Origin of the sequence: Streptomyces halobius (genome assembly GCF_023277745.1) — a bacterium.
GTDB lineage: Bacteria > Actinomycetota > Actinomycetes > Streptomycetales > Streptomycetaceae > Streptomyces > Streptomyces halobius.
The window spans coordinates 6,891,375-6,912,213 of sequence record NZ_CP086322.1; the positions used below are offsets into that span (position 1 = coordinate 6,891,375).

17 protein-coding genes, 1 other RNA gene and 1 pseudogene are annotated in these 20,839 nt (G+C 73.1%); 11 read left to right on the top strand and 8 right to left on the bottom strand.

Annotated features, from left to right (window positions below; translation table 11 throughout):
* Position 1: 1 nt before the first annotated feature.
* Together K9S39_RS31325 and K9S39_RS31330 are read right to left on the bottom strand one after the other, a co-directional pair.
* On the bottom strand, positions 2 to 991 hold the full coding sequence (locus K9S39_RS31325; RefSeq protein WP_248866701.1) for an N-acetylmuramoyl-L-alanine amidase: 990 nt from the start codon (positions 989 to 991) through the stop codon (positions 2 to 4).
* A 166-nt stretch (positions 992 to 1,157) separates the two neighbouring features.
* Complete coding sequence (locus K9S39_RS31330) at positions 1,158 to 1,802, bottom strand: class I SAM-dependent methyltransferase (protein WP_248866702.1); 645 nt, start codon at positions 1,800 to 1,802, stop codon at positions 1,158 to 1,160.
* Positions 1,803 to 2,206: 404 nt separating this feature from the next.
* Here K9S39_RS31330 and K9S39_RS31335 point away from each other — a divergent pair, with 404 nt between their 5' ends.
* The 5 genes from K9S39_RS31335 (at position 2,207) to K9S39_RS31355 (ending at position 9,814) form a co-directional block, all read left to right on the top strand.
* Positions 2,207 to 4,528 carry an acyl-CoA dehydrogenase gene (locus K9S39_RS31335; protein WP_248866703.1) on the top strand — a complete coding sequence of 774 codons (2,322 nt, stop codon included), beginning with the start codon at positions 2,207 to 2,209 and terminating at the stop codon, positions 4,526 to 4,528.
* A gap of 165 nt (positions 4,529 to 4,693) precedes the next feature.
* A complete protein-coding gene (locus tag K9S39_RS31340) occupies positions 4,694 to 6,328 on the top strand; it encodes an MFS transporter (protein WP_248866704.1) in 1,635 nt (544 codons plus the stop codon).
* 251 nt (positions 6,329 to 6,579) lie between these two features.
* Positions 6,580 to 7,464: a MaoC/PaaZ C-terminal domain-containing protein gene (locus K9S39_RS31345; protein ID WP_248866705.1), complete on the top strand. Its 885-nt coding sequence runs from the start codon at positions 6,580 to 6,582 to the stop codon at positions 7,462 to 7,464.
* A 193-nt stretch (positions 7,465 to 7,657) separates the two neighbouring features.
* On the top strand, positions 7,658 to 8,734 hold the full coding sequence (locus tag K9S39_RS31350; protein WP_248866706.1) for a Zn-dependent alcohol dehydrogenase: 1,077 nt from the start codon (positions 7,658 to 7,660) through the stop codon (positions 8,732 to 8,734).
* A gap of 114 nt (positions 8,735 to 8,848) precedes the next feature.
* Positions 8,849 to 9,814 (top strand): 3-oxoacyl-ACP reductase, encoded by a 966-nt coding sequence (locus K9S39_RS31355; protein ID WP_248866707.1) that lies wholly within the window; start codon positions 8,849 to 8,851, stop codon positions 9,812 to 9,814.
* Positions 9,815 to 9,961: 147 nt separating this feature from the next.
* Here K9S39_RS31355 and K9S39_RS31360 read toward each other — a convergent pair whose 3' ends face one another.
* Positions 9,962 to 10,129: a hypothetical protein gene (locus K9S39_RS31360; RefSeq protein ID WP_248866708.1), complete on the bottom strand. Its 168-nt coding sequence runs from the start codon at positions 10,127 to 10,129 to the stop codon at positions 9,962 to 9,964.
* 161 nt (positions 10,130 to 10,290) lie between these two features.
* Entirely contained in the window at positions 10,291 to 11,694 is a 1,404-nt protein-coding gene (locus K9S39_RS31365; protein ID WP_248866709.1) for a hypothetical protein, read from the bottom strand.
* Positions 11,695 to 11,941: 247 nt separating this feature from the next.
* Here K9S39_RS31365 and K9S39_RS31370 point away from each other — a divergent pair, with 247 nt between their 5' ends.
* Genes K9S39_RS31370 through K9S39_RS31380 form a run of 3 tightly spaced genes read left to right on the top strand, consistent with a single transcriptional unit; the run spans position 11,942 to position 14,742 of the window.
* A complete protein-coding gene (locus tag K9S39_RS31370) occupies positions 11,942 to 12,817 on the top strand; it encodes a Nif3-like dinuclear metal center hexameric protein (protein ID WP_248866710.1) in 876 nt (291 codons plus the stop codon).
* The gene (locus K9S39_RS31375; RefSeq protein ID WP_248869038.1) at positions 12,814 to 13,557 is read left to right on the top strand and encodes a zinc ribbon domain-containing protein; all 744 of its coding nucleotides are present in this window, start codon (positions 12,814 to 12,816) and stop codon (positions 13,555 to 13,557) included. Before K9S39_RS31370 ends, K9S39_RS31375 begins: the two co-directional genes overlap by 4 nt.
* A 3-nt stretch (positions 13,558 to 13,560) precedes the next feature.
* Complete coding sequence (locus K9S39_RS31380; RefSeq protein ID WP_248866711.1) at positions 13,561 to 14,742, top strand: bifunctional RNase H/acid phosphatase; 1,182 nt, start codon at positions 13,561 to 13,563, stop codon at positions 14,740 to 14,742.
* A gap of 143 nt (positions 14,743 to 14,885) precedes the next feature.
* Here K9S39_RS31380 and K9S39_RS31385 read toward each other — a convergent pair whose 3' ends face one another.
* Both K9S39_RS31385 and K9S39_RS31390 read right to left on the bottom strand, forming a co-directional pair.
* Positions 14,886 to 15,536 (bottom strand): bifunctional 4-hydroxy-2-oxoglutarate aldolase/2-dehydro-3-deoxy-phosphogluconate aldolase, encoded by a 651-nt coding sequence (locus K9S39_RS31385; protein ID WP_248866712.1) that lies wholly within the window; start codon positions 15,534 to 15,536, stop codon positions 14,886 to 14,888.
* An 85-nt stretch (positions 15,537 to 15,621) separates the two neighbouring features.
* Positions 15,622 to 16,497, bottom strand: a complete 876-nt coding sequence (locus K9S39_RS31390) for a YaaA family protein (RefSeq protein ID WP_248866713.1) — start codon at positions 16,495 to 16,497, stop codon at positions 15,622 to 15,624.
* 187 nt (positions 16,498 to 16,684) lie between these two features.
* Between K9S39_RS31390 and K9S39_RS31395 the strand changes: the two genes are divergently transcribed.
* Complete coding sequence (locus K9S39_RS31395; protein WP_248866714.1) at positions 16,685 to 18,172, top strand: RNB domain-containing ribonuclease; 1,488 nt, start codon at positions 16,685 to 16,687, stop codon at positions 18,170 to 18,172.
* Here the strand turns inward: K9S39_RS31395 and K9S39_RS31400 are convergent.
* Complete coding sequence (locus K9S39_RS31400; RefSeq protein WP_248866715.1) at positions 18,159 to 18,857, bottom strand: hypothetical protein; 699 nt, start codon at positions 18,855 to 18,857, stop codon at positions 18,159 to 18,161. The genes K9S39_RS31395 and K9S39_RS31400 overlap by 14 nt on opposite strands.
* A 122-nt stretch (positions 18,858 to 18,979) precedes the next feature.
* Positions 18,980 to 19,873, bottom strand: a complete 894-nt coding sequence (locus tag K9S39_RS31405; protein WP_248866716.1) for a MerR family transcriptional regulator — start codon at positions 19,871 to 19,873, stop codon at positions 18,980 to 18,982.
* A 105-nt stretch (positions 19,874 to 19,978) separates the two neighbouring features.
* Here K9S39_RS31405 and rnpB point away from each other — a divergent pair.
* Positions 19,979 to 20,382: RNase P RNA component class A (gene rnpB / locus K9S39_RS31410), an RNA gene on the top strand.
* A 112-nt stretch (positions 20,383 to 20,494) separates the two neighbouring features.
* Positions 20,495 to 20,657 (top strand): annotated as a pseudogene (locus K9S39_RS43130) (transposase); the annotation flags it as partial.
* Positions 20,658 to 20,839: the final 182 nt, after the last annotated feature.

The window sequence follows — 20,839 nt, forward strand, 5'->3', positions numbered from 1 at the left end:
GTCACCGCGTCAAGAAGTCCGTAATGCCCTCGGTGATCCCACGCGCTGCCTTTTGCCGCCACTGTGCGTCCGTCAGCTGTGCCGCGTCCTTCGGGTCTCGCATATTGCCGCACTCGATGAACACCTTCGGCACGGTGGAGAGGTTGAGGCCGCCGAGGTCGGACCGTATGTCCAGCCCCGTGCTGCCGCCCACGTAGTTGGACGGTGCGCTGCCGGTCACCGCCACGAACCGGCCGGCCACCCGCTCGCCCAACTCGCGTGAGGGCGCCACGATCGGCGAGGTGTCGGCCGCGCCGGCCTTGACGCGCGCGGGGAGGATGACATGGAAGCCACGGTTTCCGGTGCCCGAACCGTCGGCGTGGATGGAGATCGCGGCGTCTGCGTGCGCCTTGTTCCCGGCGGCGGCGCGCTCGTTCACACACGGCCCGTACGGGCGGTCGCCGTCCTGGGTGAACACGACCTCGGCGCCCTGCTCCTGCAGGAGGGTACGGGCGCGGCGCGCGACGTCCAGGGTGAAGGCCGCCTCGGCATAGCCGTCGTTGGTGGAGGTGCCGGTGGTGTCGCACTCCTTGCGCCCGGTGCCGATGTCCACCAGGCGGGCGATCTCCCGGCTGTGATCGCGGTTGCGCGGATTGTGACCGGGGTCGATCAGTACGACCTTGCCCTTGAGGCTGCCGCGCGGGCTCCCCTGAGGCGTGCCGCCGCCCCCCGGGTCCTCGTGCCCCTTGGAGTGCCCGGGGGCCTCTGGATCCTCCGGACCCGGGGAACGCGTACCGCCGGTACCGCCGTGACCGGCCTTCCCGCCGGCGCCGTCCGCGCTGCCGCTCGCCGCCGCGCCCGGCCCGTCCGGCGCGGCGCGTGGCGGCTCGCCGCCGCTCAGCGGCCGCCAGATCAGCCAGCCCGTGACACCGGCGACCACGAGGGCGGCCAGCGCGATGACGAGGGCGCCGCGCGGGCGGCGGTGCGGAGGGAAGGTGCTGCCGTTCGACACGTCGCGATCCTAGGGGGTGTCGTCGGACTCCGGTGGTGGCCTGCCCGGACACCTCCGGGTGTTGCCTGTTCGGATGCCTCCGGCCTGGCCCGTTCGATGCCTCCGGGCGTTGCCTGGTCGGATCTTCCGGCGGTGGCCTGTTCGGATGCCTCCGGCCGTGGCCCGCTCAGATGCCCGGGCCGGTGCGCCGCAGTACGTGCAGCGAGCGGTGCGCCGAGATCTCGGTGAAGGCGCCGGACTCCAGGGCCCTGCGGTACACCCGGTACGGGGCTTGGCCGCCGTCCGCCGGATCCGCGAACACATCGTGGATGACCAGCAGGCCGTCGGGCGCGAGACGCGGTGCCCAGCCCTCGTAGTCGGCGGTGGCGTGCTCATCGGTGTGCCCGCCGTCGATGAAGACCAGGCCCGCCGGCGCCCGCCAGAGCGCCGCGGCCTGCGGCGACCGCCCCACCAGGGCGATCACATGCTCCTCCAGCCCGGCGGCGTGCAGGGTGCGGCGGAACGTGGGCAGGGTGTCCATCCGGCCGACCTCCGGGTCGACGACCGTCGGATCGTGGTACTCCCAGCCCGGTTGCTGCTCCTCGCTGCCCCGGTGGTGGTCGACGGTGACCGCCGTCACGCCCGCCTCGCGCGCGGCGTCGGCCAGCAGGATCGTGGAGCGCCCGCAGTATGTGCCGACCTCGATCAGCGGCAGCCCGAGCGCGCCCGCCTCGGCGGCCGCCGCGTAGAGGGCGAGGCCCTCGTCGACGGGCATAAAGCCCTTGGCCGCCTCGAAGGCGGCCAGAATCTCCGGCTTGGGAGCGTCGGTCATGGGCTACCTCCTGTGGACGGGCGCCGCGAAGCGGGCGCCTGGGGCCGGTTGTCCGAGGTGTACGTCTTCGTCTTACCGGGGCGTACGTCCTGGTCATCGTGCCGTACGGAGGGGTGGGGGACGCGGGCGGGGCGGGATCACGGGGACGGCGGGGTCGTGGCCCCTCAGCAGCGTACGACGGCCGGCCGGCGGCAGCACCGGACGGAGCTCATGGGCGCCGGAGGAAGCTCATAGGGGCGGTCGTGGCACGGGGCTGGGCGCGACCGTCGCCGTGCTGTGGGCTTGCCGCGCTGCGCATAGGGCGCGCATCGGCGCCGGGGAGACGTGCGCGTTGCTGTCCCACCGTCATTTCGTCGCGGCTTCCCTCGTTTCCGTCGGAATGAAACGTGTTCTAGTCTGCCCGCATGGGGATCGGAATCACGCAGGAGCAACGTGACCTGGCCGGGGCGGCGCGGGGCTGGGCGGCGCGGGCCGTGCCGCCCGAAGAGGTGCGCAAGCTGCTCGACGCCGGGCCGGGGCGCCGCGGCCGGCCCGCGTACTGGGGCCGGCTCGCCGAGCAGGGCCTGCTCGGCCTCCACCTCCCCGAGGCCGACGGCGGGGGCGGCGGTGCACTGCTGGACCTCGCCGTCGTCCTGGAAGAGCTGGGCCGCGCCGCGCTTCCCGGCCCGTACCTGCCGACCGCCCTCGCCGCCGAGCTGCTGCACCGCGGCGGCGGCCCCCGTCCGCTCGTCCGGGCGCTGGCGGACGGTGAGCGGATCGCCGCGGTCGCCCTCGGCGCCGGCTCCCTCACCGCCGTAGCGGGACCGGACGGCTATGTCCTGGACGGCACCGCGCCGCCCGTCCTCGCCGGTGGTGACGCGGATCTGATCGTGCTGGCGGCGCGAACGACCACGGAGGCGGGGGTGGCTGCGGAGGCGGACGCGGAGGGAGACACGGGGGCGGCGGGGGCAGCCGCGGAGCCGTACGTGAAGGAGTCCGCGGGGGCAGAAGCGGAGGCGCCCCGTGCGGCTTCCGTCGGCCCCGTCCGCTGGCTGGCCGTCGACGCCGCGGCGCTCTCCGTACGCGTCCAGGAGAGCACCGATCCGACCCGGCCGACCGCCGAGGTGCGCGCGGACGGTGTGCCGGTGCCCGCCGAGCGGCTGCTGGCCCTCGACAGCGACCTCGTCCGCGATGTCGCCGGGGTGCTGTTCGCCGCCGAGGGCTGCGGGACCGCGGCCCGGGCGCTGCACACCGCAGCCGAATACGCCGCCGTACGCGAACAGTTCGGCCGCCCGATCGGCCGGTTCCAGGCGGTCAAACACCTCTGCGCCGACATGCTCGTACGCTGTGAACAGGCCCGCGCCCTGGTCTGGGACGCGGCGCGGGCGCTGCGCGAGCCGCCCGAGACGCGCGGTCCGGTCGCCTCGCTGGCCACCGCGACCGCCCTGGACGCCGCGTTCACCTGCGCCAAGGACTGCCTCCAGATCCTCGGCGGCATCGGCTTCACCTGGGAGCACGACGCCCATCTCCACCTGCGCCGCGCGACCGTGGCCCGCCAGCTGCTAGGCGGCGGCGACACCCATCGGCTGCGCGCCGCCCGGCACTGCGCCGAGGGCGCCCGCCGCGCGCTGCGGCTCGAACTTCCCGCCGAGGCGGACGGTTACCGCGCACAGGCCCGTACCGTCATCGACGGCGTACGCGGCCTCGACCCGGCGGCCGTACGCCGCGTGCTGGCCCCCACCGGCTATGCGGCCCCGCATCTGCCGAAGCCCTACGGACTCGGCGCGGGCCCCGTACAACAGCTCGCGATCCAGGAGGAGTTGGCGGCCGCCGACGTGGACATCAGTGATCTGGGCATCGCCACCTGGGTCGTCCCGCCGCTCCTCGCGTACGGCACCGAGGCGCAGCGGGAGCGCTATCTGCCGCCGTCGCTGCGCGGTGATCTGCTGTGGTGTCAGCTGTTCTCGGAGCCGGAGGCCGGGTCGGACCTGGCGTCGCTGCGGACCCGCGCCGAGCGGGTCGACGGTGCGGACGGCGGTGGCTGGCGCATCAACGGGCAGAAGGTGTGGACGTCGGCCGCCCGGGAGGCGAGCCATGGCATCCTGCTCGCCCGCACCGACCCGGACGCGCCCGAGCGCCAGGGGCTGACCCTCTTCCTCGTCGACATGGAGACCTCGGGGATCGACGTCCGCCCGCTGCGGGAGATCACCGGCGACGCACTCTTCAGCGAGGTCTACTTCGACGATCTGCTGTTGCCGTCCGACGCGGTCGTGGGCGAGGTCGGCGGCGGATGGCAGGTCGCCCATGCCGCCCTCGACAACGAACCCGTCCACCTGGTCGACCAGGTGACCTTCGACGCCGGGCTGCGGGAGCTCATCGACCGCTCGGCGGAGCTGGACGGATCGGTACGGGCGAGGGTGGGGGCGCTGGCCGCCGAGGCGCACGCCCTGGCCTGCATCGGGCTGCGTACCACGCTTCAGCGGGTCTCCGGCCTGGAGCCGGGTGCCGGCGCCGCCGTCCGCAAGCTCGTGCAGAGTGCGCACCGGCAGAAGGTCGCCGAGCTGGCGCTGGAACTGCTCGGCCCGGCCGGGGCGGTACGCGAGGGCGCCGGTGAGCGGGCCCTGCACGACTTCCTGACGTCGCGCTCTCTGACCATCTCCGGTGGGACCGCTCAGCTGCGGCTGAACGTCATCGCGGAACAACTGCTGGGCCTGCCGCGCGACCCGGATCCCCGCCCTCTGATCTGAGCCCCGGCTCCTGTCCCCGCCCCCATCCCCATCCCCGTCTCCGGTCTTCGACTCCCGTCCCAGTCTCCGGTCTTCGGCTCCCGTCTCCGTCTCCCGGCTTAGGACTCCCGTCAGGTGGTGGCTACACCGATATTCCGATGCGGGGTGTCAGTGGCGAATGCGAGCATGGCCCGCATGCCCCCGATACCCGCCCCTGCCACGCCCTCGGCACACTCCCGACGGACCTCCGCACCGGCCTGGCTGGTGATGCTGCTGGTCTGCTCCGGCCAGTTCCTCGTCATTCTGGACGTCTCCGTCGTGAACGTGGCACTGCCCGCCATGCGGTCCGGCCTCGGCCTCAGCGAACTGGGCCTGCAATGGATCGTCAACGCGTATGTCATCACCTTCGCGGGCTTCATGCTGCTCGGTGGCCGGGCCGCCGACCTCTTCGGCCGTAAGCGGGTCTTCGTCCTCGGGCTGGCGCTCTTCACGGTCGCGAGCCTGGGCGGCGGGCTGGCACAGGAGCCTTGGCAGCTGATCGTGGCCCGCACGGTCCAGGGCGTCGGCGCGGCGGTGCTCTCCCCGGCCACCCTCACGATCCTGACGACGTCGTTTCCGGCGGGCCCGGCGCGCACCCGCGCCATCGCCACATGGACGGCGGTCGGCGCGGGCGGCGGCGCGGTGGGCGGTCTGGTCGGCGGGGTGCTCACGCAGTATCTGTCGTGGCGCTGGGTGCTGCTGATCAACGTGCCGGTCGGCGCGCTCGTCCTGGTGGGCGCGGTGCTGTGGCTCACCGAGAGCCGGCAGGGCACGGGTCGCCGGCTGGACGTCCCCGGCGCGTTGCTGGTGACCGCCGGTCTCGGCCTGGTGGCGTACGGCATCGTGCAAACCGAGACACACGGCTGGACGTCGGCGTCCGCGCTGCTGCCTCTGGCCGCCGGGCTCGTCGTGGTCGCGGCCTTCATCGCCGTCGAGGCGCGCGCCAAAGCCCCGTTGATGCCGCTGGGGCTCCTCCGGATGCGCTCGGTGTCGTCGGCGAACGCGGCGATGATGCTGGCCGGCGCCGCGATGTTCTCCATGTGGTACTTCCTGTCCCTCTACATGCAGAACGTCCTGTCCTACTCACCGCTGCAGGCCGGGCTCGCCTTCATCCCGCACTCCCTCAGCATCGTCCTGGGCTCGAAGATCGCGCCCAAGCTGATGACGCGGCTGGGGGCCAAGGCCCTGGCCATCACGGGCGCCGTGGTCTCCGCCTGCGGCATGGTCTGGCAGGGGGCGCTGGGCGCCGACGGGACCTACCTCGGCACGCTCCTCGGTCCCGGCATCCTGATGGCGCTGGGCGCGGGACTGACCGCGACGCCGGTCGCCGCCATCGCCACGTCCGGCGCCGATCCCGCCGATCAGGGCCTGGTCTCGGGACTGATCAACACCTCGCGCCAGATGGGCGGCGCCCTGGGCCTGTCGGTCCTCTCCACGGTCGCCGCGGCCCGTATCGAGAGCGGCCATGGCCCGGCGGCCCTGGCCGGCGGCTACGGCCTGGCGTTCCAGGTCGGCTCGGCGGTGCTGCTGGCCGGCATCCTGCTGATGGTCGTCGCACTGCCCCGGAGGCGGACGGAGACGAGCGGGGAGCGGACGGAGACGGCCGGGGAGCGGTCGGAGGTCGGCAATGAGCGGGTGGAGACCTCCGTCGAGCGGGCGGGGATCGGCAACGAGGGGGCGGGGATCGGCGACGAGGAGGCGAAGGCCGGCGACGAGAGGGACGCGACCCGCGACGAACGGGTGGCGGCGGTCAGCGAGGGGGCCAAGGCCGTCAACGACTGAGGCACCCGTATCTGACGTATCTGACGCATGGGGGCACCCGTAACTGACATGGCGTCAGGGCATGGTGTCGGGGCACTTCCCGCCCCCGCCCGAATCGGCTATACATGAGCCATCGGCTAGAACGCGTTCTAGAAGAGTCTCGCGGGTACCGCAAGGGCGCGGCCGGCCGACCGGAAACGACCCCGGCACGGCCGACGGTGCGGACGGCCGGGCCGGGGTCTTCACACCGTGGTGAAGGAGCCGACCGCCCCATGCCCATCGACGCCGCCAAGGCCACCTCCGCCGAGCCGCGGACCACCGACCTGTCCTGGGACCACAAGGACGTCCAGCTCTACCACCTCGGCATCGGAGCCGGCGCCGCCACCCCCGAGAAGCCGCACGCCGCGACCGACCCCGACGAGCTGCGCTACACCCTGGAGAGCGCGCTGCACGTCCTGCCCAGCTTCGCGACCGTCGCGGGCGGCGGGATGGCGGTCGTCGGCGGGCTGTCCGCCCCCGGCATCGACGTAGATCTCGCCGCTGTCCTGCACGGCGGCCAGACCGTCACCGTCCACCGCGCCCTCCCGGTACGCGGCCGTGCCACCCAGACCTCCACCGTCCCCGCCGTCTACGACAAGGGCAAGGCGGCGGTCATCGTGCTGCGCTCCGAAGTCGGTGACGACGACGGGCCGTTGTGGACCTGCGACACCCAGATCTTTGTCCGCGGAGAGGGCGACTTCGGCGGCGACCGCGGCCCCGCCACCCGCCTCGAACTCCCCGACCGCGCCCCGGACCTCACCACCGAACGCCGCATCCGCGAGGATCAGGCGCTGCTCTACCGCCTCTCCGGCGACTGGAACCCGTTGCACGCCGACCCGGAATTCGCCAAGCTCGCCGGCTTCGACCGGCCGATCCTGCACGGTCTGTGCTCGTACGGCGTCACGCTCAAGGCCGTCGTCGACACGGCGCTCGGCGGCGATGTCACCCGCGTCCGTTCCTACCGCACCCGGTTCGCCGGGGTCGTCTTTCCCGGCGAGACGCTACGGATCCGGGCGTGGCGCGAGGTGCCCGAGCCGGGCCGCATTCAGGTCTCGGTCACCGCGGTGGACCGGGACGACGCGCCCGTCCTCGCCGACACCGTCGTCGAGCACGGCTGACCCACGGGAGCCGCTCGGGGATCCGCGTGACGGTCCCGCACGACGGTCCTGCGCGGCGCCCTCGCGCGACAGCACACAGCCACGAAGGCCACGACATCGCACGGCCTCGACAGCACACAGCCACGAAGGCCACGACAGCACACGGCCACGACAGCACACCGCACGCGTCCGTACGTACGAGAGGAGCCGCACCGTGCGCGCAGCCGTACAGCACGAGACCGGGCAGGACAAGCTCGAAGTCCTCGACGACGTCGAGGCGGTGGGCTTCGGCCCCGGCAAAGTCAGGATGCGGGTACGGGCCACCGGGCTGTGCCACTCCGACCTCTCCGCGATGAGCGGGGTGCTGCCGCAGCCCGCGCCGTTCGTCCCGGGGCACGAGGGCGCCGGCGAGATCCTCGACGTGGGTGACGGCGTCACCGGGCTGAAGCAGGGCGACCGGGTGCTGATGTGCTGGCTGCCCGCCTGCGGCGGCTGTCCGTCCTGCAAGCGCGGCCAGGCCCATCTCTGCCTGAGCGGCTTCCTGAACGCCGGCACACCGAACTTCAAGCGCCCCGGCGGTGACGTCTTCGGCTTCGCCGGGACCGGCACCTTCGCCGAGGAGGTCGTTGTCACCGCCAACTGCGCGGTGCCGATCCCGGACGACGTGCCCTTCGAGATCGCGGCACTCATCGGCTGCGGGGTCACCACCGGACTCGGCGCGGCCCTCAACACCGCCCAGGTGGTACCCGGTTCCTCGGTCGCGGTGATCGGCTGCGGCGGCGTCGGCATCTCCGTCATCCAGGGCGCCCGGGCCTGCGGCGCGGCCCAGATCGTCGCCGTCGACCTGGTGGCCGCCCGTCGCGAGGCCGCGCTCCGGTTCGGCGCCACCGAAGCGGTCGACCCGGAGGGGCTCGCCGACGCCACGGCCCGGATCACCGCGGGGGAGGGCTTCGACTACGTCTTCGAGGTCGTGGGCACGTCTGCCACCGCCCGTGTCGCCTACGAGACGACCCGGCGCGGCGGCACGCTCTGCGTGGTCGGCGCGGGCGCGCTGGACGACCACTTCCAGGTCAATATGTTCGAGCTGTTCTTCGACGAGAAGCGCATTCTGCCGTCCCTGTACGGCGGCGGGGACGTGCTGCGCTCCTACGAGCGGACCATCACCCTGTGGCGGGCCGGCCGGATCGACCTCGAAGGGCTGATCACCCACCGCGTGCGGCTCGCCGAGATCAACGAGGCACTCGACCAGATGCGCACCGGCACCGCGCTGCGTACCTGTATCGAGACCTGACGGAGCGTCTGTTACGTCCGCGTCTCCGTTACGTCCACGTCCGCAGTATGGGGAAGGGCGCCGCACCGTGTGTCACCCATCCCCCCACCCCCATCGCGATCGGAGAGGACAGAAATGGCACAGGCAACGCCACTTGAGGGGCTGACCGCGATCGTCACCGGTGCCGGGCGTGGCCTGGGCCGCGCCGAGGCGGTGGAACTGGCCCGGCTGGGCGCGGCCGTGGTCGTCAACGACCTCGGGCAGCCGGGCCGGGACGGGACCGGCGACGCGTCCGCCGCGCCCGCCGAGGAGGTCGCCGCCGAGATCCGCGCGGCGGGCGGCCGGGCCGTCGCCCATCTCGGGGACGTCGCCGACTTCGCTCAGGCCCGTGCCCTGGTCCAACGGGCCGTCGAGACCTACGGACAGCTCGACATCCTGGTCAACAACGCGGGCATCCTGCGCGACCGGATGGTCTTCTCCATGAGCGAGGACGAGTGGGACTCGGTGATCCGCGTCCACCTCAAGGGCCACTTCAACACCACCCACTTCGCCGCGGCCCACTGGCGCGCCCGCGCCAAAGCCGCCGGCGGCCCGGTCCACGGCCGGATCGTCAACACCTCCTCCGAGGCGTTCCTCGCGGGCTCGGCGGGTCAGCCCAACTACGCGGCGGCCAAGGGCGGCATCGTCGGTCTCACCACCTCCACGGCACTGGCACTGGCCAAATACGGTGTGACCGCCAACGTGATCTGCCCGCGCGCCCGCACCCGTATGACCGAGGACGTCTTCGCCGGCGTCCCCGCACACGGAGAGGGCGGGGCCCCGGGGGAGGGGAAGGTCGACCCGCTCGCGCCCGAACATGTCTCGCCGCTCGTCGGCTATCTGGCCTCACCGGCCGCGGCGCAGGTCAACGGCCAGCTGCTGGTCGTGCACGGCGGGATGGTCGCCATTGTCGAACGTCCCCGGATCGCCGCCAAGTTCGACACCGTGAAGGAGTCGTTCAGTTACGAGGAACTGGACGGTCTGCTGACGCCGTACTACGCGGAGCGGCCGCCGGACGAGACCTTCGCGGCGGCCGAGGTGCTGAGCCTCGGGCGCGGCTGACAGCGACCGGCGGAGGTGGTGGAGAGCGACCGGCGGAGGCGTATGGCCGTGGCCGCCCCCGCGGTGAGCGGTGCGGCGGCCACGGCCGTACGCATGGGGGCGGCGGAGAACCGCCGGACCCGCCGAGGGCTTGCCCTGCGACGGTCCTCAGGCGTTCTGGGCCTGCTTCTCCCGGCGGTGCCGCCCGTTGACGGTGACCGCGGCCTCTTCCGTGGCGGCCGGGCCGCGGTGCCTGCCGGAGCTTGCCGCCTCGGCGGCCTGGGCGGATGCCTCCTGGAGGCTCGCTTCGGTCGTGTCGGTTCGGGCTTCGGACATGGAAAGAGTCACTCCGTCGGATCGCTTACACCTATACGCGACGGGACCTCCCCCAGCTGCCGCCCGGAAAACCCGGGCAGTGCTGTCGGCGGCCGGTCAACCGGCTGCGCAGCCCCCCGCCTGAAAATTCTAACGGGGCGGGACGGTGTGCCCGATGGTGCCTACCGGGCCGCCAGAGGCGCCTGTTGCAAGGGTACTGGCCTGCATGATTGCGGATCCGCGGGCCTGTTGTGCGGTGTCCTGACGGCGGCCTTCGAATGTGCGGATGGTGTGGAGCGCTTGTCGGGATCCTCGAAAGCCGGGACCATCCCGCCGCTCACCCGGGGCGGAAGACCGCCGCTCACCCGGGGACGGAGTTCATCACTCAGCCGAGGCCGGATCCCGCCGCCCGCCCGGGGGCCCTCGTCCGCCCCGGTACCTGCCTCATCGCTCCCTCCGGGACGCCCCTGATCGCCCACCCCGGGACGGGAACCGCCCCCGGCGTTCCCCGTAACTCCCGTAGCCCCTGTCTCCGTCACCTTCAGCGGTATGGCCATCCGCGCCACCCCGCACGGCACCGCGTCCGTCGCGTACGGCAGCAGCAGTTCGCCGTCCGCCGTCCACAGCCCGGCCCCCGCCAGCCACCCCACCGGCGCCGGCAGTTGCCGCAACTGCCGTCCCGAGGGCCGCCATACGCCCAGCCAGGTGCCGCTCGCCGCATCGATCCGGAACGCCACCGCACACCTCTCCGGCATCAGCGTCTGCCCCGGCTGCACCGCGAACGGCGTCACCACCGGGTCCACGGTGTGGGCCGGGTTCGCCGCGTCCGCCGCGTAGGCCGGCCGCAGACACTCCGGGAAGCGCACCGGTCGGCTGCTGCCGAGTACGCCCCAGCCCAGCCGGTCGTGCCCGGGGGCGTCGGACCGCACGATCAGCAGCCCGCTGTCCGGATCGGCCAGCAGCAGACGGTCGTTGCTGTCCTCCGTGATCTGTAGCAGCGGGCTGGTCTCGCCGCCCCGCTCCAGATCGACCACCACGGTCTTCGTCCGCCCGTCCAACTCCCGGTCCAGGGCCAGCAGTCGGCCCCCGCGGTCCAGCCAGGCGCCGCCGGTACAGCGTCCCGGCACCGTGGCGACCCGCTCCGGTCCGCGGGCGCCGCCGTGCACCAGCCACAGCGCGGTGCCGTGCCCGCCGCGCGCCAGGGCGTAGCAGAGCACCCCGCCCGGGGCGGGCGGCAGCAGGGTCAGCTCGGGCGCCGCCACGGTGCCGAGCGGGAGTTCGCCGGTCCCCGGGCCCGTCGGGTAGAGCAGCGACAGCGCGAAGTTGTCGGCGACCCGGCGCAGGATCAGTACCCGGCCGTCCGCGAGCGGCAGCAGTTCACTGTCCGGCTCCTCGGGCTGGCTGCCGGGCAGCGGTACGGCGTACGGCTCGGGGCCGCCGACCGTCCAGCGCTCCGGGAACCAGCTGTCCCCGCCTTCGTCGTCACGGGTGAGCCGGGCGGCGTACGAGCCGTCGGCGGCGATCGTCAGCGCCGGTCGGCGGGGCCCGTCGAGCGCCCGCTCCTCCTGAGTGGCACAGATCGTCATCGCATGACCACCTCCAGTCAGGGACCGAAGCTAGGTTTCGCACTTCCGGCCGAACAACGCGTGCTGCCGCACTTCACGCATAAGGGTGGCGGTTGTTCCGTTCGCCGGTGCCGGACGGTGTGAGTGTGCTGGCGCCACCCGGCCGCCGGGTCCGCCGGGTCCGTGTGATCCCTCGTGGACCGGCGGCCGGTGCCTCCGGCGACCGTGACGGGGCGTCGGGGCACTCGTGAGAGGTAACCTTCCCCCCGTGCCCGCACTGTCTGAAGTCCTCGCCGCGCTCGACGCTCTCTGGCCCCCCGAGCGGGCCGAACAGTGGGACGCCGTCGGCTCGGTCTGCGGAGACCCCGAAGCCGGGGTCCGCCGTGTGCTGTTCGCCGTCGATCCGGTCCAGGAGATCGTCGACGAGGCCGTCACGCTCGGCGCCGACCTGCTCGTCACCCACCATCCGCTCTATCTGCGCGGAACGACGACGGTCGCCGCCTCGACCTTCAAGGGCAAGGTCGTCCACACGCTGATCAAGCACGACATCGCACTGCATGTCGCGCACACCAACGCCGACACCGCCGACCCCGGCGTCTCGGACGCCCTGGCCGGTGCCCTGGACCTGCGGATCCTCCGGCCCCTGGTGCCGGACCCGGGCGACCCGGCGGGCCGTCGGGGCCTGGGCCGGGTGTGTGAGCTGGCACACCCCATGAGCCTCGCCGACTTCGTCCGGTACGCCGCCGCGCGGCTGCCGGCCACCGCCCAGGGCATCCGGGCGGCCGGCGACCCGGAGCGGGAGATCCGTACCATCGCCGTCTCCGGCGGCTCCGGGGACAGCCTCTTCGATGACGTACGGGCGGCCGGCGTGGACGCGTTCCTCACCGCCGACCTGCGCCATCACCCGGCCTCCGAGGCCACCCAGAACACCCGCAACGGCCCGTCGGCGCTGCTCGACGCCGCCCACTGGGCCACCGAATGGCCGTGGTGCGAGCAGGCCGCGGCCCAGCTCGACGCGGTCTCCGACCGGCACGGCTGGGGACTGCGCACGCATGTCTCCCGTACGGTCACCGACCCCTGGACCGCCCACGCGGCGTCCGCCCCGCTCGCCACCCCGACGCACACCACAGGAGCCCCACGCTGAACGCCGCGCCCGCCGACCAGATCCGCCTCCTCGAAGTCCAGGCCTTGGACGTCCGGCTCACCCAGCTCGCGCACAAGCGCAAGAACCTGCCCGAGCTCGCCGAGCTGCAGACCCTGGAGGCCGACCTCACCCAGCAGCGCGACCTGCTCGTGGCCGCGCAGACCGAGGAGAGCGACACCAGCCGCGAGCAGACCAAGGCGGAGCAGGACGTGGACCAGGTGCGCCAGCGCGCCGCCCGCGACCAGCAGCGCCTGGACTCCGGCGCCGTCACCTCGCCCAAGGACCTGGAGAACCTCCAGCACGAACTGACCTCCCTCGCCAAGCGCCAGGGCGACCTGGAGGAGGTCGTCCTGGAGATCATGGAGCGCCGCGAGGCCGCCCAGGAGCGGGTCGCCGAGCTCACCGACCGGGTCGACTCCATCCAGGCCAAGGTCGATGACGCCGTCGCCCGCCGGAACGCCGCGAGCCAGGAGATCGACGCCGAGGCCGCCACGGTCACCAAGGAGCGCGCGCTGACCGTCGCCGACATCCCGGCCGACCTCGTCCGGCTCTACGACCGGATCCGGGCCAAGGAGGGCGGCGTCGGCGCGGCCCGCCTCTACCAGCGCCGCTGCGAGGGCTGCCGGCTGGAGCTGAACATCACCGAGCTCAACGACGTGCGGGCGGCCGCCCCCGACACCGTCCTCCGGTGCGAGAGCTGCGGCCGCATCCTGGTCCGTACGCCCGACTCGGGTCTGTAGGCCATGGCACGTACGTTCATCGTCGAGGCGGACGGCGGTTCCCGGGGCAACCCGGGCCCGGCCGGCTACGGCGCGGTCGTCCTCGACCCGGCGACGGGGGAGGCGCTGGCCGAGGCCGCCGAGTACATCGGCACCGCCACCAACAACGTCGCCGAGTACAAGGGTCTGCTGGCCGGGCTGCGGGCCGCGTACGCGCTGGACCCGGAGGCGCGCGTCCGGGTGCGGATGGACTCCAAGCTCGTCGTCGAGCAGATGACGGGCCGCTGGAAGATCAAACACCCGGACATGAAACCGCTGGCCGCCGAGGCCAGGACGGTGTTCCCGCCCGACCGGGTCAGCTACGAGTGGATCCCCCGGGAGAAGAACAAGCACGCCGACCGGCTCGCCAACGAGGCGATGGACGCCGGCAAGATCGGCAAGCAGTGGGAGCCGGGCGCCTCGCGCGCGGCACTCGCCACCGCCACTGCTGCCGCTCCTGCCCGCAGCGCCGCCGCACGGGCCGCGGACGAGGCCGCCGAGACGGCCGCCGCCCCGAAGGTGGGCTGGGGCGCTCCCGACCTCGGTGTGCCCGCGACCTTTGTCCTGCTGCGGCACGGCGAGACCGCGCTGACGCCCGAGAAGCGCTTCTCCGGCAGCGGCGGCGATGACCCCGAACTCTCCGCCGCCGGCCGCCGGCAGGCCGAGGCGGTCGCCGCCGCGCTGGCCGCCCGCGGCACTGTCCAGGCCATCGTCAGCTCACCGCTGCGGCGCTGCCGCCAGACCGCCGAGACCGTCGCGGCCCGGCTCGGCCTGGGGGTCCGGACCGACGACGGGCTGTGCGAGGCCGACTTCGGCGCCTGGGAGGGGCTGACCTTCGCCGAGGTGCGCGAGCGGTTCCCCGACGACCTCGACGCCTGGCTCGGCTCCGCGAAGGCGGCGCCGACCGGCGGCGGCGAGTCGTTCGCGACGGTCGCCCGCCGGGTCGCGGTCGCCCGCGACAAGCTCATCGCCCGGTACGCGGGCAAGACCGTGCTGATCGTCACCCATGTGACGCCGATCAAGACGCTGGTCCGGCTGGCGCTGGGTGCCCCGCCGGAGTCGCTGTTCCGTATGGAGCTCTCCGCGGCGTCCCTGTCGGCGGTCGCGTACTACGCCGACGGCAATGCGTCGCTGCGGCTGCTGAACGACACCTCGCACCTGCGGTAGCGGGGAGTTCTCCGCGTACGAAGGGGCCCGGCACATGGAGAGATGTGCCGGGCCCCTTCGTGTCGCGGGGATACGCGCGGCGGGGCTACGGGTTGTGGGGACACGCGCTGCGGGGATACGCCTTGCGACGGCACGCGTTGCGGTCAGGCCCCCGACTTCGCTGCCTCCTGGGCGAGTTGGCGTACGCGGTCCCAGTCCTTCGCGGCCAGCGCGTCGGCCGGGAGCATCCATGTACCGCCGACGCAGGGCACGTTCGGCAGCGCCAGATACGACGGTGCGGACGCCGGGCCGATGCCGCCGGTCGGGCAGAACCGGGCCCGGGGGAGGGGCGACGCGAGGGACTTCAGGTAGGCGGCGCCGCCCGCCGCCTCGGCGGGGAAGAACTTCATCTCGGTGAGGCCCTCGTCCAGCAGTGTCACCACCTCCGAGGCCGTCGAGACACCCGGCAGGAACGGCCCGCCGGAGTCCCGCATCGCGCCCAGCAGCCGCGGCGACCAGCCGGGGCTCACCAGGAACCGGGAGCCGGCCGCACCGGCCGCGGCGACCTGGTCGGGGGTGAGCACGGTGCCGGCGCCGACGACCGCGTCCGGGACCTCGTCGGCGATCGCCCGGATCGCGTCGAGCGCGGCCGGCGTCCGCAGGGTCACCTCGATCGCGGGCAGCCCGCCCGCGACGAGCGCACGGGCGAGCGGCACGGCATCCGCGGCGTCGTGCAGCACGACGACCGGGATGACGGGCGCGAGCCCGAGCAGGGAGGGGAAGGGGGAGGCGGCGGCGCTGGTCACGCGCTCCATGGTGCGCCGATTCGTCCACTCTTCGCAACGGCCGTTGTGCATACTGCAACGACTGCGACGAGGGGCATGCGTATGCTCGGCGGTCCTACAACTCCGTCACGATCACATCGAGCGCCCACGCCTTGCCGGCCTTCGCCGGGGCCTGCGCCTCCACCACGTAACCCAGCCCGCGCAGCGCCTCCACCAGCTCCGCCGGACCGGCCGGTGAGAGCCCCGCGGTCAGCAGATCCCGGACCAGCCGGCCCTTGGTCGCCTTGTTGAAGTGGCTGACCACGGACCGTTTCTCCACACCGTCCACGATCTTCGACTGCAGCACCCGCACCGTGGCCGTACGCCCCGCGACCTCGCCCTCGGGCTTCCACGCCGTCGCATACGCCGCCGACCGCAGATCCAGCACCAGCCCGCCCGTCGCCCGACCACCGCCCCTGCCGGAGGCTCCCCCGGACTTCGTCCGGGGGGACCCCCATCGTGCCACCTCTCCTGATGCGGCGGTCTCGGGCATCACCTCGGCCATCGGCTTGCGCCAGTACGCGCCCAGGGCACCCAGCCCCGGCAGCTTCACGCCCATCGAGCAGCGGTAGGACGGAATCCGGTCGCCGATCCGTACGGCGCCCCACAGCCCCGAGAACACCAGCAGCGACTCCTCCGCCAGTCGCCGCGCCGCCGCGTCCAGGGACGCGAGCCCGAGGGCGTCGTAGAGCACCCCGGTGTAGATCTCCCCGGCCGGACGCGTACCGGCGGTGCGCAGCCCCGCGTTCTTGGCGATCTCGCCCTTGAGGCCGTCGCTGAGCCCCAGCACCTCCTGCGCCTTGGTCTCGTCCGCCGCGCACAGCTCGACGAGTTCCTCCAGGACGGCCGCGCGTGCGGCGGCCAGCCCCGGCAGCGACAGCGAGTCCGCGTCCAGCGGCGCCCCGGCCTCTCCCGCGGCCTTCCCTTCGGACGGCGGCAACAGCACGAGCACGGTGTTCTCCTTCACGGCGGTACGAGCGGGGTGCGGCCCCGGAAAAGCGTATGGCCTGCGGCGGGCTGCAAGCACCCGCCGCTTGCCGAGGGGTTGTCGTCGGACTCCTGTCGACCGCGCACCCTTCTTGATCAACCCGGAGCCGTACACCGCGCCGGGAGCGCCCGCCCGCCATACGCTCGGTTTCATGCCCCGTCGCCATATGCATGTGATCGACGCAGCCGAGGCCCCGCTGCACGCCGCCCTGCGTGAGCTGCGTGGACAACTGGAGATCCCGGACCACTTCCCGCCCTCCGTGCAGGCCGAGGCGGACAGCGCGGCCCGCGCCCCCCGGATCCCCGCCGGCGACGGAGAGGTGGCGACCGAGCACACCCTGGACGACGCCACCGACCTTCCCCTCTTCACCATCGACCCACCCGGCGTGCTCGACCTCGACCAGGCGATGTTCCTGTCCCGGCGGGCCGGCGGCGGATTCCGCGTGCACTACGCCATCGCCGATGTCGCCTCCTTCGTGACACCGGGCGGCGCCCTGGACGCCGAGGCACACCACCGTGTGACCACCCTCTACTTCCCCGACGAGCGGGTACCGCTGCATCCGCCGGTGCTGAGCGAGGGCGCCGCCGCCCTGCTGCCCGACCAGGACCGCCCGGCCGTGCTCTGGCAGCTCGACCTCGACGCGTACGGCGCCCTGGCCGGCACCTCCGTACGCCGGGCCCTGGTCCGCTCCCGCGCCCGGCTCGACCACACGGGCGTCCAGCGGGTCCTCGACGACAAGACGGCCGAGGAACCGCTCGTCCTGCTCGGCGAGATCGGCCGGCTCCGTGAGGAACTGGAGGCGGCCCGGGGCGCGGTCTCCCTCACCGTCCCCGAGCAGGAGATCACCGAGCACGACGGCCGCTACACCGCCGACTACCGCGCCCCGCTCCCCGTCGACGGCTGGAGCGCCCAGATCTCCCTGCTCACCGGCATGGCCGCGGCCAACCTGATGCTCGCCGCCGGCACCGGCATCCTCCGTACGCTGCCCTCCGGCCGGGACGGCTCGGTCGCCCGGCTGAAGCTGACCGCCCGCGCGCTCGGCGTCGACTGGCCGCACCACACCTCATACGACAAGATCATCCGCGACCTCGATCCGCGGCGTCCCGGTCACGCCGCCTTCCTCCAGGAGTGCACCACCCTGCTGCGCGGCGCCGGCTACACCGTCTTCGACGGCACCGCACCGGCCGCCTCCAAAGCGCGGCACGCCGCCGTAGCCGCCCCGTACGCGCATGCCACCGCCCCGCTGCGGCGGCTGGTCGATCGCTACAGCTCCGAGCTGTGCCTGGCCGCCTCGGCCGACACCGCGCCGCCCGAGTGGGTCCGCACCGCGCTGCCCGGCCTCCCCGCCGAGATGGAGGCCGGCACCCGGCGCGCCAACGAGGTCGAGGCGGCCTGCGTCGAGCTGGTGGAGGCGGCCCTGCTGCGCGACCGGGTCGGCACGGTCTTCGACCACGCCCTGGTCGTCGACCTCGATGCGGACGACCCCACCCGGGGCACGGTCCAGCTCTACGACCCGGTCGTGATCGGCCATATCGAGACCACCCCGCAGGGTCCGCCGCTGCCGCTCGGGCACTACCTGCGGGTCCGCCTCATGGCGGCGGACCCGGGCCGGGCGGCGGTCCGTTTCACTCCGGTGTGAAGCCCGCCTGGTTCTCTCCGGCATGGCGCCTGCCTTCTTCACCCGGCGTGGCGCCCGCCTGCCCAACGGCATCCGGAGCCGCGGCCGCTCCCGGTGCGCTTGCCGGCTTCACCGCCTCCCGCAGGGCCGCCACCGCGCCCCGGGCGTCATCGGCATGGAACCGCACCGTACGCACCGCCGTCCGCCGCCCCGACAGCCGTACAGCCGTGACCGGTTCGGTCAGTTCGACGGTGACGGAGGTCTGCCCGCCCACCGCCATCTCCAGCAGCCCGTCCCCCTCCTCCCCGTGCTTCCCCTTCTCCCCCTTCGCCCTCTTCTCTCCCTGCTTCTCCCTTGCGAAGCGCAGGTCGTGGCGGACCGAGGCGATCCGCTCCAGCGGTATCCGCAGATCGAGCTGGGCGCCGTTGCGCAGCCGCAGTTCGTCGGAGCCCAGGACATGCGGCCGGGTGACGGCGGCGGCGTGCAGCTCGAACACCATCAGCACGGTATAGACGTCCAGGACGAGCATGATCGCGTGCGCCACCGGGAGGTCGGCCAGCATGACGGACACCCCCACCGTCTCGACCACGCACACGAAGCCCCAGCCGAACAGCAGCGCGGCCTGCGCCCGTGCGTAGCCGTGGGCTTGCGCGTCCGCGCTCACCCCGTCCCTGCGCCGCGCCACCCACAGCCCCAGGCTCACCATCCACCGAGCCTCATACGCGGCCAACAGCCGCAGCTTCCCGCCCCGCCCCGTCCCGCTCGTGCTGGTCCCGCGCTGGCTCGTCGCGCTCTGGCTGTTCCCGCGCCGGCCTGTCTCACCCCGGCTCATCGCGTCCGCTCCGCGATCAGGCGCATCGCCTCGCGCACGGCCGCCGCCTGCGCGGGCGCGAAGTCCGCGAAGAACGCCTTCAGGAACCCGTCCGCTCCTTCCGCCGCCTCCCTCGCCACCGCTTCCCCCGCCCCTTCGCCGATCTCGGCGACCACCGAGTCCGGCAGCCAGTCGCTGATGGCGCGCGCGGCCCGGGCCACCCGTGGATCGTCGGGCCCGGCCTGGGCCAGCTCATCGAGCAGCGCATAGACCTCGTACATCCGGTCCATCGCGCCCGGCGCCGCCGCCGACTCCTTGAGCAGGGCCGACAGCCGACCCCGCGCCTGCTCGCCGCCCGCCACCGCTCCGAGTGGAGGCTCACCCGGACTCCGCCCGGAGTCACCCCCATCGCACCTCGGCCTCCGGCGCGCGCCCGCCACCGACTCGATCAACGCCAAGACCTCCCGCTCCTTCACGGCCATCGCGGGCTCCGGGCCGAGCAACCGCGCCGAGACCTTGGCCATCTCCCCGAAGAGCGCGGCCAGTTCCTCCGACACCGGGCCCTCCGGGGGCAGCCCGCCGTCCTCCACCGCCCGCTGCAGCAGCGTGGCGATCCGGGCCCGCCGCGCCCGGATCGCCTCCTCCTGCCGCGCCAGATCCGCGTCCAGTTCGCTCAGCACCTCGCACAGCTCCCGCCCGGCGTCGTCGGCGGTCACATCCCGGACCTCCTCCAGCCCCAGCCCCAGCTCCGTCAGCCGCCGCACCCGCGCGAGCGCCACCGCGTCGCGCAGCCCGTATTCCCGGTAGCCGTTGGGCCGCCGCTCCGGCTCGGGCAGCAGCCCGAGGTGGTGGTAGTGGCGTACGGTCCGCGTGCTGACCCCGGCCAGTGCCGCAAGCTCTCCGATCCTCATACCGCCCAGGAGAAACGTTGACGTCGCGACAAGGTCAAGCACGCGCCCCGCGAAGGTCAAGCACGCGCCCCTCGTACGTACGGGTAGCATGGTCCACACGGCGGACGAGCCGGCCGGACGGCCGCGTGGAGATCCTTCTGGTCTCCCCGAGGAACGTCCGGGCTCCACAGGGCAGGGTGGTGGGTAACGCCCACCCGGGGTGACCCGCGGGACAGTGCCACAGAAAACAGACCGCCGGGGCCGCAAGGCGCCCGGTAAGGGTGAAACGGTGGTGTAAGAGACCACCAGCCTCCGAGGTGACTCGGAGGGCTCGGTAAACCCCACCCGGAGCAAGGTCAAGAGGGGGCATCGGCTGATGCCCCTGCGCGGACGACCGAGGGCGGCCCGCCCGAGTCCGCGGGTAGACCGCACGAGGCTGTCGGCAACGGCAGCCCTAGATGGATGGCCGTCTCCCCCCGGCCCGCAAGGGCCGGGGGCGACAGAACCCGGCGTACAGGCCGACTCGTCCGCCACTCCGCCCTTGAGCAGGGAAAACACCCTGCTCAAGGGCGTTCGGAGCCCGGTCGGGCTGCCCGTTCGTACCTGCGGTCTCTTGCGAGTGCACGCGCGAATGTGCACCCGTTGTGCATCGGTTGTGGGCGCGTGTGCCGGGGTCCAGGGGCAGCGCGTCGAAAGGGTCACCGCACGGTCATCAACGGCATTCTCTTTCCGCCAGCGGACTGGCATCCCATGGCGAGACCCGCCGACACGGTTCGGGAAAGGGAAGACCGTGCATGACCGTCATTGACGACGGTCGGCGGACCGCACCTGGGGCCGGGTCCTGTGGGCCGGGCCGTTGTCCAGGCCGACGGCGATGTGGGAGGACTCCCAAATCCTCGACAACTGACGTACCACTGCCCGATAAACCCACACCGCCCTCGACGAGGCACGCTCCCACAGCTTTGAACTGCGCGACGAGCAAGGGAA

Coding starts and splice junctions, on each gene's coding strand:
- K9S39_RS31400 (WP_248866715.1), bottom strand. CDS start 18,857: ATGGTGAGCCTGGGGCTGTGGGTGGCGCGGCGCAGGGACGGGGTGAGC.
- K9S39_RS31385 (WP_248866712.1), bottom strand. CDS start 15,536: ATGGAGCGCGTGACCAGCGCCGCCGCCTCCCCCTTCCCCTCCCTGCTC.
- K9S39_RS31380 (WP_248866711.1), top strand. CDS start 13,561: ATGGCACGTACGTTCATCGTCGAGGCGGACGGCGGTTCCCGGGGCAAC.
- K9S39_RS31335 (WP_248866703.1), top strand. CDS start 2,207: ATGGGGATCGGAATCACGCAGGAGCAACGTGACCTGGCCGGGGCGGCG.
- K9S39_RS31345 (WP_248866705.1), top strand. CDS start 6,580: ATGCCCATCGACGCCGCCAAGGCCACCTCCGCCGAGCCGCGGACCACC.
- K9S39_RS31355 (WP_248866707.1), top strand. CDS start 8,849: ATGGCACAGGCAACGCCACTTGAGGGGCTGACCGCGATCGTCACCGGT.
- K9S39_RS31340 (WP_248866704.1), top strand. CDS start 4,694: ATGGCCCGCATGCCCCCGATACCCGCCCCTGCCACGCCCTCGGCACAC.
- K9S39_RS31365 (WP_248866709.1), bottom strand. CDS start 11,694: ATGACGATCTGTGCCACTCAGGAGGAGCGGGCGCTCGACGGGCCCCGC.
- K9S39_RS31330 (WP_248866702.1), bottom strand. CDS start 1,802: ATGACCGACGCTCCCAAGCCGGAGATTCTGGCCGCCTTCGAGGCGGCC.
- K9S39_RS31395 (WP_248866714.1), top strand. CDS start 16,685: ATGCCCCGTCGCCATATGCATGTGATCGACGCAGCCGAGGCCCCGCTG.
- K9S39_RS31360 (WP_248866708.1), bottom strand. CDS start 10,129: ATGTCCGAAGCCCGAACCGACACGACCGAAGCGAGCCTCCAGGAGGCA.
- K9S39_RS31405 (WP_248866716.1), bottom strand. CDS start 19,873: ATGAGGATCGGAGAGCTTGCGGCACTGGCCGGGGTCAGCACGCGGACC.